The organism is Nocardia sp. NBC_01327, from assembly GCF_035958815.1.
GTDB lineage: Bacteria > Actinomycetota > Actinomycetes > Mycobacteriales > Mycobacteriaceae > Nocardia.
The window spans coordinates 8,872,468-8,884,990 of sequence record NZ_CP108383.1; the positions used below are offsets into that span (position 1 = coordinate 8,872,468).

At 63.9% G+C, this 12,523-nt stretch carries 14 protein-coding genes and 1 tRNA gene; 1 reads left to right on the forward strand and 14 read right to left on the reverse strand.

Features of this window, described 5'->3' with window-relative positions; translation table 11 throughout:
- Nucleotides 1-2 precede the first annotated feature (2 nt).
- The 8 genes from OG326_RS40560 to rplJ form a co-directional block, all read right to left on the reverse strand.
- The gene (locus OG326_RS40560) at nucleotides 3-1,010 is read right to left on the reverse strand and encodes an MCE family protein (RefSeq protein WP_327142386.1); all 1,008 of its coding nucleotides are present in this window, start codon (nucleotides 1,008-1,010) and stop codon (nucleotides 3-5) included.
- Nucleotides 1,010-2,098, reverse strand: coding sequence for an MlaD family protein (locus OG326_RS40565; protein ID WP_327142387.1), 1,089 nt, complete (start codon nucleotides 2,096-2,098; stop codon nucleotides 1,010-1,012). Before OG326_RS40565 ends, OG326_RS40560 begins: the two co-directional genes overlap by 1 nt.
- Nucleotides 2,095-3,450, reverse strand: coding sequence for an MCE family protein (locus tag OG326_RS40570; RefSeq protein WP_327142388.1), 1,356 nt, complete (start codon nucleotides 3,448-3,450; stop codon nucleotides 2,095-2,097). The genes OG326_RS40565 and OG326_RS40570 overlap by 4 nt, the downstream gene beginning before the upstream one ends.
- On the reverse strand, nucleotides 3,447-4,313 hold the full coding sequence (locus OG326_RS40575; RefSeq protein WP_297623934.1) for an MlaE family ABC transporter permease: 867 nt from the start codon (nucleotides 4,311-4,313) through the stop codon (nucleotides 3,447-3,449). The genes OG326_RS40570 and OG326_RS40575 overlap by 4 nt, the downstream gene beginning before the upstream one ends.
- Nucleotides 4,314-4,316: 3 nt before the next feature.
- Nucleotides 4,317-5,024, reverse strand: coding sequence for an MlaE family ABC transporter permease (locus tag OG326_RS40580; RefSeq protein ID WP_327146750.1), 708 nt, complete (start codon nucleotides 5,022-5,024; stop codon nucleotides 4,317-4,319).
- A 97-nt stretch (nucleotides 5,025-5,121) separates the two neighbouring features.
- Complete coding sequence (locus OG326_RS40585) at nucleotides 5,122-6,180, reverse strand: ABC transporter ATP-binding protein (RefSeq protein WP_327142389.1); 1,059 nt, start codon at nucleotides 6,178-6,180, stop codon at nucleotides 5,122-5,124.
- A gap of 227 nt (nucleotides 6,181-6,407) precedes the next feature.
- Entirely contained in the window at nucleotides 6,408-6,782 is a 375-nt protein-coding gene (gene rplL, locus OG326_RS40590; protein WP_297623928.1) for a 50S ribosomal protein L7/L12, read from the reverse strand.
- A gap of 64 nt (nucleotides 6,783-6,846) precedes the next feature.
- On the reverse strand, nucleotides 6,847-7,413 hold the full coding sequence (gene rplJ, locus OG326_RS40595) for a 50S ribosomal protein L10 (RefSeq protein ID WP_327142390.1): 567 nt from the start codon (nucleotides 7,411-7,413) through the stop codon (nucleotides 6,847-6,849).
- 398 nt (nucleotides 7,414-7,811) lie between these two features.
- Here rplJ and OG326_RS40600 point away from each other — a divergent pair, with 398 nt between their 5' ends.
- Nucleotides 7,812-8,087 (forward strand): hypothetical protein, encoded by a 276-nt coding sequence (locus OG326_RS40600; protein WP_327142391.1) that lies wholly within the window; start codon nucleotides 7,812-7,814, stop codon nucleotides 8,085-8,087.
- A gap of 192 nt (nucleotides 8,088-8,279) precedes the next feature.
- Here the strand turns inward: OG326_RS40600 and rplA are convergent, their stop codons facing one another.
- The 6 genes from rplA to OG326_RS40630 form a co-directional block, all read right to left on the reverse strand.
- Nucleotides 8,280-8,990 (reverse strand): 50S ribosomal protein L1, encoded by a 711-nt coding sequence (rplA, locus tag OG326_RS40605; RefSeq protein WP_297623923.1) that lies wholly within the window; start codon nucleotides 8,988-8,990, stop codon nucleotides 8,280-8,282.
- An 80-nt stretch (nucleotides 8,991-9,070) separates the two neighbouring features.
- The gene (gene rplK / locus OG326_RS40610) at nucleotides 9,071-9,502 is read right to left on the reverse strand and encodes a 50S ribosomal protein L11 (RefSeq protein WP_297623920.1); all 432 of its coding nucleotides are present in this window, start codon (nucleotides 9,500-9,502) and stop codon (nucleotides 9,071-9,073) included.
- A gap of 114 nt (nucleotides 9,503-9,616) precedes the next feature.
- On the reverse strand, nucleotides 9,617-10,417 hold the full coding sequence (nusG, locus tag OG326_RS40615; protein WP_405134547.1) for a transcription termination/antitermination protein NusG: 801 nt from the start codon (nucleotides 10,415-10,417) through the stop codon (nucleotides 9,617-9,619).
- A 134-nt stretch (nucleotides 10,418-10,551) separates the two neighbouring features.
- A complete protein-coding gene (gene secE, locus OG326_RS40620; RefSeq protein ID WP_327142392.1) occupies nucleotides 10,552-10,935 on the reverse strand; it encodes a preprotein translocase subunit SecE in 384 nt (127 codons plus the stop codon).
- A gap of 67 nt (nucleotides 10,936-11,002) precedes the next feature.
- Nucleotides 11,003-11,075 (reverse strand) — tRNA-Trp (locus OG326_RS40625).
- Nucleotides 11,076-11,251: 176 nt separating this feature from the next.
- Entirely contained in the window at nucleotides 11,252-12,361 is a 1,110-nt protein-coding gene (locus tag OG326_RS40630) for a fused (3R)-hydroxyacyl-ACP dehydratase subunits HadA/HadB (RefSeq protein ID WP_442790887.1), read from the reverse strand.
- Nucleotides 12,362-12,523: the final 162 nt, after the last annotated feature.

Here is a 12,523-nt window from a genome sequence, read left to right on the forward strand (position 1 = left end):
TGCTAGCCTCCCATCTTTCGGATCGGCGGACGGTCGCCCGGAATATCGGGCAGGGCGGGCGGAATGAGGTTGGTGATGACCGCGTCGAACCAGCGGCCGGTGCCCAGCACATTCGCGTACAAGCCGTAGAACGGCGCCGCCAGGGTGAGCGTCTTGGAGATGTTCGCCTGGTTGGCATTGAGCATGTCGATGGTCTTCTTGAGGTTCGTCAGCGCGGGGCCGATCTGCTCCTCGTTGTCGTGCACCAGCGCGGTCAGTTCGGCCGCAACGGATTTCGCACCGGTCAGCAATTGCGCGATGGACTGCTGGCGGATATTCAACTCGGCGAGCAACTGCCCGCCATTGCCGATCAGCCGCTCGAATTCGGCATTGCGATCGGCCAGCACCTGAGAGGTCTTCTTGGTGGCGCCGAACAGCTTCTTCAGCTGATCGTCACGCTTGGCCAGCGACTCCGACAGGCGTGCGACGCCGTCGATGGAACCGCGAATATCAGCCGGCGTTTCGGAGAACGCATCCGACAGCACCCGGAAACTCTGGGCCAGCTGCGCGGTATCGGTGTTCTCGATATCGGAGGCGGCATCGCTGAAAGCGTCCACCACGTCGTACGGAGACACCGTGCGCGCCAACGGAATCGTCTTGCCCGGATCGGCGGCGCTGGTGCCCTTGGGATCGAGTGCCAGGTACTTCTGCCCAAGCAGCGTCTTGATCTGGATGGACGCGGTGGTCTCGTCACCGATCCAGGCATCCTGGGTGCGGAATTCCACCAGCACCTTGTCGCCCTCCAGGCCGACATCCTGCACCTGGCCGACCTTCACGCCGGCGATACGCACCTCATCGCCCTTGCGCAGGCCCGCGGCCTCGGAGAATTCGGCGCTGTATTTGGTGCCGGCGGCCAGAATCGGCAATTTGTCGAGGCCGAATGCGGCCACCGTCACCAAAAGCACCAGGAGCAGGCCCAATCCGCCCATGAACGCCGGACTGCGTTTACCGAGTACTACCCGATCGTCCATCAGCGGCCTCCCTTCCCATGGCAGCGCGGAGCCGGATTCGTATAGATCGGCTGATTGACGGTCGGCAGGTTCGCGATCGCCGGGGGCAGATTCAGCTGCGGCGCATCGGCCGTGCCGGGACCCGCGACGATATCGATGCCGCACAGGTAGAACTGGAACCACGAGCCGTAGCTGGCGGCCCGGCCGAGTTTGTCCATCTTGATGGGCAGATTGGCCAGGCCCTCGTTGACCTCGTCGGACCGGCTGTTCAGCGTGCCGGTCAACTGGTTCAGGCCCGCGATGGCGCCCTGCAGATTCGGCCGCACCGGCACCAGCAGGTCGGAGGTGGCCTCCGCCAGATTGCCGAGCGAGGTGATGGCCGAGCCGATGGTGCCGCGATCGGCATTGAGCCCGGTGACCAGCGCCTCGGTATTGACGATCAGCGCGTCCAGCTGGCCGTCGTGCTGATTGACGGCGTCCAGCACGGCATTCAGGTTCTTGACCACCGCACCGATCACCGCATCCTTGTCGGCGATCTTGTTGGTGAGCGAGGCGGTGGTGGAGACCAGATCCCTGATCGTCCCCTTCTCGCCCTGGAAGACCTGAATGATGTTGTAGGACAGCTTGTTCACATCATCGGCGGTGAGCGTCTGGAACAGCGGCCGGAAGCCGTTGAACAGCTCGGTCAGATTCAGCGCCGGCTTGGTGCGCTCCAGCGGGATGGTGGCGCCCTTGTTGATCTTGCGCCCCTGCTCGCCGGCGCCCTGCTCCAGCGCGATGTAGCGCTGCCCCACCAGGTTCCGGTACTTGATGGCCGCGGTGGTCGAGGCCGGCAGCGAGGAACGATCGGTCAGCTCGAACTCCACGTTCGCCAGCCGCTTGTCCACGATCGTCACCTTGGTGACCTTGCCGACGCGCACACCGGCGATCCGCACCTCGTCACCCTTGTTCAGGGAGGTCACATCGGTGAAGCGGGCATTGAACTTGGTGCCGCCGCCGCTGTAGTTGGCGATGGTCAGCGCCAGGATGCCAGTGGCCAGCACTGTCACCACGATGAAGACCACCAGTTTGGTCAGCGTGCCGCCGAGGCCGCGCAGGGTATCCCTCATCGGATCGTCACCTCACTGCCGCGCAGGGCCGGGGCCGCGATGCGGGAGATCCAGCCGGGCACCTGGTCCGGCGAAACACCCTGGGCCGCACCGTAGATCGTGTTCAGCGTCTGCTGCTCCTGCGGAGATCCGGCGGTGGTCGGCTGCTGCGGGCCGAACACCCTGTACTGCGCCGCGGGCACGATGCCGACGGCCTGGTCCCCCGGGGTGCGGCTGGGCGGCTGGTAGGAGCCATCGTTAGCGGAACCGTCGGTGTACTGGCCCGGGTCTGTACCCAGCGGGTACTCCGGAATGCACACCGCGCCACGGGGATCGAACCAGCGCGGCTCGTCCTGATTGGGGACGTAGCGGCCGCGATCATTGACGATCTCGATCGTCACGCGCGAACCCGGCAGATCGGTGCCCTTACCGAAGATGTCATCGATGCGCGGCTTCATCTGCGCGAAGTTCCGCAGGGCGCAGGTGTAACCGGGCGAGAACCTCGCCAGCGCCTCGAGTGCGGGCCGAGAATCGGCCGCCACATCGATGATGTTGTCGCGGTTGGCCACCAGGAAGTCGGCCAGCGCCGACGAGCTCGGGGTCAGCGTCGCGAGCATGGTGTCGATCTGCGGGCGCTTCTGCACGATGGTCGCATTGGTGGTGCGCAGATTGTCCAGCGCGTCCACCAGCTGCGGGGCCGCATCGGAGTAGACGGTGGCCACATCGGCCAGGCTCTTCAGATCCTGCTGCAGCGTGGGCAGTTCGGTATTGACCTGGGTGAAGATGTCATCGAGACGATCGATGGTCTTGCCCAGCTCCTCGCCCTGCCCCTGCAGCGCCTGCGAGACCGCGCCCAGCGTGGACGAGAGGTACTGCGGCGGAACGGCTTGCAGCAGCGGCAGCAGATGATCCAGCAGCTGGCTCACCTCGATGGCATGGCCGCTGGTGTCCTGATGCAGGGTCATGCCCGCCTTCAGGTGCTGGCTGTCGGGCTGCTCCGGCCACACCAGATCCACATAGCGCTCACCGAAGAGCGTCTTCGGGAGCAGCCGTGCGGTCACATTGGCCGGAATCTTGTCGGCCTTCGCCGGATCGATGGCCAGATCCAGTTTCACCTGATGCCCGTCGTACGAGCTGGAGCGCACCTCGCCGACCATGACACCGCGGACCTTGACATCCGCATTGCGGGTCAAGGCATTTCCGACCGTATCGGTCAGCAGATTCACCCGGACGGTCTCGACGAACTGCTTGTTGTAGATAGCGATGGTGGTCCACAGGAACAGCGCCACCACCACGAAGAACAGCACACCCAGGGTCCGGGAGCGCAGCTTCTCGGTGGAACGCCAGAACTGCACCCGCTCCGGATTGCTCATCCCGCCACCCGCACCGTCGTGGTCGTGCCCCAAATGGCAAGGCTGAGGAAGAAATCGAGCACATTGATGAGCACGATCGCGGCGCGCACCGCGCGGCCGACGGCCACACCCACACCGGCCGGACCACCGGTGGCATTGAAGCCGTAGTAGCAGTGCACCAGGATGATGACGAACGCGAAGACGAGCACCTTCAGGAACGAATAGATGACGTCTTCGGGTGGCAGGAACAGGCTGAAGTAGTGGTCATATGACCCACTCGATTGCCCGTTGAAGTAGATGCTGATCAACCGCGAGGCGACGTACGTGCCGAGCAGGCCGACGATGTACAGCGGGATCACCGCCACGAAGCCCGCGATCACGCGCGTGGTGACCAGGAACGGCACACCAGGCACCGCCATCACCTCGAGCGCGTCGATCTCCTCGGAGATGCGCATGGCGCCCAGCTGCGCGGTGAAACCACACCCGACCGTGGCCGAAAGTGCCAGCGCCGCAACCAGGGGCGCGAGTTCACGCGTATTGATGTAGCCGGTCAGGAAGCCGGTCAGCACACCGCTGCCGAGCGAGTCCAGAGCCTTGAAGCCCTGCAGCCCGACCACCACACCCACCGAGGCGGACATGAAGACGATGACGCCGATGGTGCCGCCGATGACCGCCAGCGCACCCGAACCGAAGGTCACCTCGGCCAGCAGCCGCATGACCTCCTTGCGGTAGTGCACAACGGTTCTCGGTATCCACGCGATCGCTCTCGCGTAGAAGGACATTTGATCGCCGGCCCGGTCGACCAGGTTCACCGGCGCTTTGAGCACACCGGTCACCCGGCGCGCCGACCGGGAGAAAACGGTGGAGCGCGTGGAAACGACCATGGATCACGCGCCCTTGGCCGGGACGACCTGAAGATAAATCAGGGTCAGCACCAGGTTCAGGAAGAACAAGACCAGGAACGTGATCACCACGGACTGGTTCACCGCGTCACCTACACCTTTCGGGCCACCCTTGGGATGCAAACCCTTGTACGCGGCGATGACACCGGCGACAAGTCCGAAGATCAGGGCTTTGATCTCACCGATCCAGAGGTCCGGGAGTTGTGCGAGCGCGGAGAACGACGCCAGATAGGCGCCGGGCGTGCCGCCCTGCAGGGCCACATTGAAGAAGTAACCGCCGCAGATGCCGACCACCGCGACCAAGCCGTTCATGAGCAGCGCGACCAGCATCATGCCCAGCACCCGCGGAACCACAAGGCGCTGAATGGGATCGATGCCGAGGACCTCCATGGCGTCGATCTCCTCGCGAATGGTCCGCGAGCCGAGATCGGCGGCCACGGCCGAACCGGCTGCGCCCGCGATGATCAGGGCGGTCACCACCGGGGCGGCCTGCTGCACCGTGGCGAGCACGCTGGTGGCGCCGGTGAAGGACTCCGCGCCGAGCTGCTTGATGAGTGAGCCGGTCTGCAATGCGACTACAGCGCCGAAGGGAATCGCGACCAGTGCGGCCGGGAGGATCGAGACAGACGCGATGAACCACGACTGCTCGATGAACTCCCGCCACTGGAACGGCCGGCGGAACGTCTTACGCATGACGTCCAGAAGAAGCGCAAAAATGTTGCCGGCCTGCGCAAGACCCGACTCGACCGGGGTGCGCAGCCGTGTCAGGGTTTGATTCACGGGCGGTATGTTACCCGTTAGTCAGGTTGTGTCGAACCGTGGTGTCATACCCGCCCGTATAAGCGGGCATTACCTGTGTGTCGGAATCACCGTCCTGCTCCAGTGAATCCCGAATAGCCTCCTGCGCGGCGGGCGGCAGCGTGTGCAGAATCTGGCGCACGCGCTCACGACGACGGCCGACGGCCTGACGCACCGGCATACCGGGGGTGGCACGCATCTGCGGGATGATGCCCTCGACTTCCTCGGCGCCGCCCTGGTTGTGGCCGGCATCGAACATGGCCTGCTCGCGGGCCATCTGCGATTCGTCCTTCTCCTCGGACATGCCGATCGGGCCGATCATGCGGCCGTTGAGGAACTGCTTCACCACCGGCTCGTCCGAGGTGAGCAGCACCTCGCGCGGGCCGAACATGACCAGCTGCCGGCGGAACAGCATGCCGATATTGTCCGGCACCAGGCGAGCCAGGTTGATGTTGTGCGTGACGATCAGAATCGTGGCGTCGATCTGCGCATTGATATCGATGAGCAGCTGCGACAGGTAGGTGGTACGCACCGGGTCCAGACCGGAGTCCGGCTCGTCGACGAGGATGATCTGCGGGTCCAGCACCAGCGCGCGCGCCAGGCCGGCACGCTTGCGCATACCGCCCGAGATCTCGCCCGGCAGTTTGCCTTCCGCGCCGAGCAGACCCGTCAGCTCGAGCTTCTCCATGACAACTTTTTTGATGTCGGATTCGCTCTTCTTGGTGTGCTCGCGCAGCGGGAAGGCCACGTTGTCATACAGATTCATCGAGCCGAAGAGCGCGCCGTCCTGGAAGAGGACACCGAACAGCTTCCGGATCTCGTAGAGCTCCTTGTTGGAGCAGGTGGTGATATCGGTGCCATCGATGTAGATGGAGCCGCGCTCGGGGCGCAGCAAACCGATCAAAGACTTCAGAAAGACGGACTTGCCAGTACCCGAGGGGCCGAGCAACGCGCTGACTTCCCCCGTCGGCAGCGTCAGTGAGACGTCCTGCCAAATACGTTGCGAACCGAATGACTTCGTGATGCCTTCGGTCCTGACCTCGACGCCCACGCCAACCTCCACAATTCTCAGAACGAGCGCCCTACTGCGGCGACTCACGAATATACGTGCGCGGTGTGGCGCATCACAGTAGGTCCGGTCACTGTATCGCATACCGACCGTCTCGGACACAGGTCCTGACTCGCCAGTAGAAACAATAACGAGTCAATCACAAGTAACGACATACAAAAGAGCGGCCCCCCGCAGGGGACCGCTCTTTTTGTACTACGGCGTGAGATCTACTTGACGGAGATCTTGGCGCCGGCCTCTTCGAGCTTGGCCTTGGCAGCCTCGGCCGCGTCCTTGTTGACCTTCTCCAGGATCGCCTTCGGGGCGCTCTCGACGAGGTCCTTGGCTTCCTTCAGGCCCAGGCCGGAGACGATCTCGCGAACGACCTTGATGACCTGGATCTTCTTGTCGCCGGCCGACTCGATGATGACATCGAACTCGTCCTGCTCTTCGGCGGCCTCGACCGGGGCAGCGCCCGCGGCGGCGACGGCGACCGGAGCGGCAGCGGTGACCTCGAACTTGTCCTCGAACGCCTTCACGAACTCGGAGAGCTCGAGCAGGGTCATGCCACTGAAGGTTTCGAGCAGCTCTTCGACGTTAGCCATGGTGGTTCCTTTCGATGGTTTTCATCGCCGCGCGAGCGGCAACGAATAGCTTTGGGGTAGTGACTTATTCAGCGTCGGCCGCGGGAGCGTCGGCAACGGGAGCGGCAGCGCCACCCTCGTTCGCCTTCTTCTCCTCGAGGGCCGCGAACAGCCGAGCGACCTGGTTGCCGGGCGCAGCGAACAGCGCCGCGGCCTTCGACAGGTTGCCCTTCATGGCGCCGGCCAGCTTGGCCAGCAGGACCTCGCGGGACTCCAGGTCGGCGATCCGCTCAACTTCGGCCACGGACAGCGCAACGCCGTCCATGTAGCCGCCCTTGATGATCAGCGCCTTGTTGTCCTTGGCGAAAGCCTTGAGCGCCTTCGCGGCATCGACCGGCTCACCCTTGATGAAGGTGATGGCGGTCGGACCGACGAACAAGTCATCCAGGCCTTCGATGCCAGCCTCAGCGGCGGCACGCTTGACCAGGGTGTTCTTGGCGACGGAGTAAGTGGTGCCCGCGCCGAGCGCACGACGCAGCTCGGTGATCTTGCTGACCGACAGGCCACGGTATTCCGTGACAACAGTGGCCGTCGAGGTCTTGAACTGCTCCGTGATCTCCGCTACCGCGGTGACCTTCTCGGGGTTTGCCATACTTCGCCTCCTCTCTGGATGGTCGGTTCATATATGAACTACCGATTTGCGCCAGGGGCCAGCGAAAAAGCAAACGCCCCGCGGACGCAGAGGTCCCGGGGCGCAAGAGAAACACAATACGAGTGACTCGCAGTGGTTTCCCAACCTCGGCTCTCCCTGCGTGGGCCGCCAGCAATAACGCTGGACCTTCGACTGCCCGAGGGCAGCAACCAACGGTCTTCGGTAGAACGATTGGGTGATCCCCGAACGTGTCGGTGACCGTCGACAACTATAGCGGACCCGCATCTATCTGCCAAAACGGGGTCGTACGCGACCGCGACAAGACTGTAAAACTGGGGTATTTCAAATACCGGTTCCACCGGTTAGGGTTCGACGCACCCACCCCTGGAGGTAGTCACATGAGCAGAATGCTCACCAAAAGCCTTGCCACAGTAGTACTTTCCGCCAGCATCGGCGGCCTGGCCCTCTCGCCCGCCCTGGCAGGCGCGTCTGCCCCCGAATCTGCCCAAGCCGTTGCCGATTCCGGTTCGTCCTCCGGTTCCGGCCAGTTCCTGGCAATACCGGTCGGGCTGGTCTACCTCGGATTGTGCGGCATCTACGCGGGATCGCAACCGGATACCCGCCCCGTCTGCATAGCGCTCCAGAACCTCTCCTCCGGCAGCGGCAAGCTCTGACTCAGTTCTGAAAAATGAAGGGCCGGTACGGGTTTCCCGTACCGGCCCTTCAAACGTGATGTGGTATTTCGTAAGGATCGGGGTAACTCCTGGGGCACCCCCAGAATTGTTCCCCTACCTAACCGCCCCCACGCGTGCATAAGTCTCCACGGCTCTCGGCCGTGCGCCGAAGTTGCGGGGAGGCGGCGAAGATCAGTCTTCTTCGGCGAAGTTGCGGGTGCGGTTCGGGTCCACCGGGATGCCCGGTCCGGTGTTCGTCGAGAACGTCACCTTCTTGAGGTAGCGGCCCTTCGCAGTGGAGGGCTTGACGCGCAGGATCTCATCGAGTGCGGCGCCGTAGTTCTCCGCCAGCTTCTTGTCGTCGAAGGACGCCTTGCCGATGACGAAGTGCAGGTTGGCCTGCTTGTCGACGCGGAAGTTGATCTTGCCGCCCTTGATCTCGTTGACAGCCTTCGCCACATCGGGGGTGACGGTGCCGGTCTTCGGGTTCGGCATCAGGCCACGCGGGCCCAGCACACGAGCGATACGACCGACCTTGGCCATCTGATCCGGGGTGGCGATGGCGGCGTCGAAGTCCAGCCAGCCGCCCTGGATGCGCTCGATCAGGTCCTCGGCGCCCACGGCGTCCGCACCGGCGGCCTCGGCCTCGGCGGCCTTGTCACCGACGGCGAACACGATGACGCGGGCGGTCTTACCGGTGCCGTGCGGCAGGTTGACCGTGCCACGGACCATCTGATCGGCCTTACGGGGATCAACACCCAGACGGACGGCAACCTCGACGGTCGCGTCGGTCTTGGTGGTGGCGGTGTCCTTCGCGAGCCGCACGGCGGCCAGCGGGAGGTACAGCGCGTCGCGGTCGACCTTGGCGGCCGCCTCGAGATAAGCCTTGCTTCGTTTTGCCATGTTGTTCTGTCCTTGTCCTGGTTCAGACGTGGTTGTCGGGCCTGGCCGGCCCTCCCACGGAAATGCAGCCCGGGGGCTACTTAGACGACGGTGATACCCATCGAGCGAGCGGTGCCGGCGATGATCTTCGCGGCCTGCTCGATATCGTTGGCGTTCAGATCCTCGGCCTTGGTCTTCGCGATCTCACGGAGCTGGTCCTGGGTGACCGTCGCGACCTTCAGGCGATGCGGCTCGGCGGAGCCCTTCTGCACACCGGCAGCCTTGAGCAGCAGCTGCGAGGCAGGCGGCGTCTTCAGCTTGAAGTCGAAGGTGCGGTCTTCGTAGACCGTGATCTCGACCGGAATGATGCTGCCGCGCTGCGACTCGGTCGCCGCGTTGTAGGCCTTGCAGAATTCCATGATGTTGACGCCGTGCTGACCCAGCGCGGGGCCGACGGGCGGAGCCGGATTAGCGGCACCGGCCTTGATCTGGAGCTTGATAAGCCCAGAGACCTTCTTCTTCTTGGGGGGCATCTTTCATTCCTTGGTTAGGTTTCTTACGTAATCCGTAAGCCCGGAAATTCTAGTCGCAGGTCGATCGGGGGCCCGAAGCACCCCCGAATCACCAGATCTCGGCGACCGAATCAGCTAGATCTTGGCGACCTGAGTGAACGCCAGCTCGACCGGAGTCTCGCGGCCGAAGATGGAGACCAGCACCTTGAGCTTCTGCTGCTCGGCATTGATCTCGGAAATGCTGGCCGGGAGGGTGGCGAACGGGCCGTCCATGACGGTGACCGACTCGCCGACCTCGAAGTCGACATCGATGGTCGGCTTGGCGATCGTGGTCTCGCCCGAGGCGTCGCCGCCGGCGGCAGCGGTGGCCGCGGCCTTCTTCTGCTGCGCGGCCGGGACCAGGAACTTCACCACGTCATCGATGGACAGCGGCGAGGGCCGGGAGGTGGCGCCGACGAAACCGGTCACACCGGGGGTGTTGCGCACCGCGCCCCACGACTCGTCGTTCAGCTCCATGCGGACCAGGATGTAACCCGGCAGCACCTTGCGATTGACGTTCTTGCGCTGGCCGTTCTTGATCTCGGTGACCTCTTCGGTCGGAACCTCGACCTGGAAGATGTACTCCTCGAGACCGAGGTTCTGCACACGGGTCTCGAGATTGGTCTTCACCTTGTTCTCGTAACCGGCGTAGGAGTGGATCACGTACCAGTCACCGGGGGCGCGACGCAGCGCAGCCTTCATCTCGGCGACGGGATCGGCGGGCTCGGCGTCGATGGGAGCGGTGAGCTCCTCCTCGGACAGCTCCACCTCGGCAGGCTCAGTGGATTCCGCCGCGTCGGCGGAGTCGCCGGATTCCTCGACGTCGATGCCGGTCTCCTCGACCACCACGTCGTCGATCTGGAATTCGTCGGTTGTGCCGTTCTCCGGGGTGCTCACTGGGGCACTCGCTTCCTTGTCGTCACGTAATCCTCTGCGCGCCGGGATAAATCACCCGGCGGATGGTCCCGCTCCCCGCCTCAGCTGGCGAGGCGGTTACCGGCGCCGACGGTCTGACACGGCTGCGGGTCCAGCTAGCCGAACAGCCAGTTGACGCCCTTGATGAAGCCCAGATCCAACCCGCTGATGAAGGCGATCATGAAGATCACGAACACCAGAACGACGCTCGTATAGGTGACCATCTGCTTGCGGTTGGGCCAGATGACCTTACGAAGTTCCGCGATTACTTCCTTGAGGAACTTCATCAGGCGCTTGAACGGATTCCCCGCACCGCCACCGGCTTTGCCGGACTTCTTCTTGTCTGCCTTGACCTGCGATGTAGGCCGATCGATCGTTGCGACATTCGTCGCGGACGATGACGCGGCGCGTGATCGCCGGGCGGAACGCTTACCGCTCGGACGAGCCACTGCGGCGGTGTCATCGCCATCTTCGTGGCGAGTATCCCGCTCGTCGCTCACGTCGATCCTCTCTCGTCGCTAGGCATTCAAACTGTTTCGCGCGAACTGAGATCAGTCGCTACGAATGCAGGGGCGACAGGAATCGAACCTGCAACCTGCCGCTTTGGAGACGGCTGCTCTGCCAATTGAGCTACGCCCCTTCGGTAGGACGGGCGATTGCTCACTTGTCCCACCACAGTACTTGTTCAGTTGTACTACCGGGGCTTGACATACATACGCGCCGCTCCTCGGAGCAGCGCGTATCGGCTGGTGACCCCAGAGAACCGAGTCTACGTCACTTCGCGCAGCTATCGCCAATCGGGGGTCCGGCTCCGGATCAGGCCAACTGGACCGTTGCGGTCGCCCGGCCGAAGATCTTGCGGCCCTCCGATTTAGCGACGATGGCCACCACGGCGGTGCGAGTTTCGGGGTCGACGGACTTCACCTTGCCGGTGTATTCGATCTCCGCGGGCTTGTCGACGCCCACGTAGACGGGGCTGGTGAAGCGCACGTTGTACTCCTTCACCGCACCCGGATCACCGAGCCAGGAGGTGATGAAGCCGCCGCCCAGGCCCATGGTCAGCATGCCGTGTGCCACAACGTTTTCCAGGCCGACCATCTTCACGACATCGTCGCTCCAGTGGATCGGGTTGGCATCGCCGGAGACGCCGGCGTAGTTGACCAGATCGCCGCGGGTGAGGCGCACGACGCGGGTGGGCAGCACATCGCCGACGGCGACGTCCTCGAAGCGGATGGCGTGCTTGCCCGGAACGACCTTGCCGGTCGCGGCCACGGGCACCGGCTGCGGGGTGAGCACGGAGGCCGTCTCCGCCGCGGTGCGCGGGTGGTGGTCCGGGGTCTCCTCCGGGCCGACGCCGTGCATGAGCACATTGCGCACGGTGTCACCGATATTGGGATCGATATCACCGCCGCTGCGGCCGATGAGGGTGGTGTAGGTGGTTAGCACCAGCTCGTCGTTCTGCGCGACCACGTCGTTCTTGGTGACGATGATGTCGCCGCCGAAGGCCTGCCGGAACGAGTGCAGGTAGACGATGCAGGTGAGCTGATCGCCGGCCCTGATGGGCCGGTGGAACTCCAGGATCTGGTCCGTCTGCATGATCTGGCTCAGGTCGTAGCCGGTGACGATCTGCTCGAAGAGCTTGCGCTGGGCCAGAATCCCGACCAGGGAGATGAAGCTGAGGGGGGCGACCAGACCGTCGTAGCCGTACTCCTGGGCGACGTCCTCGTCCCAGTGCACCGGGTGGTAGTCCTGCACGGCGCGGGCGTACTCACGCACCTTCTCGCGGCCGACCTCGTAGTAGTCGTCCACCCGGTAGTGGTGGCCGACCATGGTGGCGGCGTGGGCGGCGGGATCGAAAGCCTCGTCCGGCTGAGGCGTTTCGGCCTCGATATTGCTGACCAATTCGGCCTCGGTGTTGATAGTCACGGCAGAGAGTCACCTATCTGATCCCGGACCCGGGATCGGTGGAGCGCTGAACCACCGCTATATACACCAAGTGCCGGACCAGGTGCCACTGTCCCCTGGTAGGGGGGACGTAGTGGCCGACCGATCCGGCACTTCTTCCACGCGGTAGAACGCGCGGGGTTA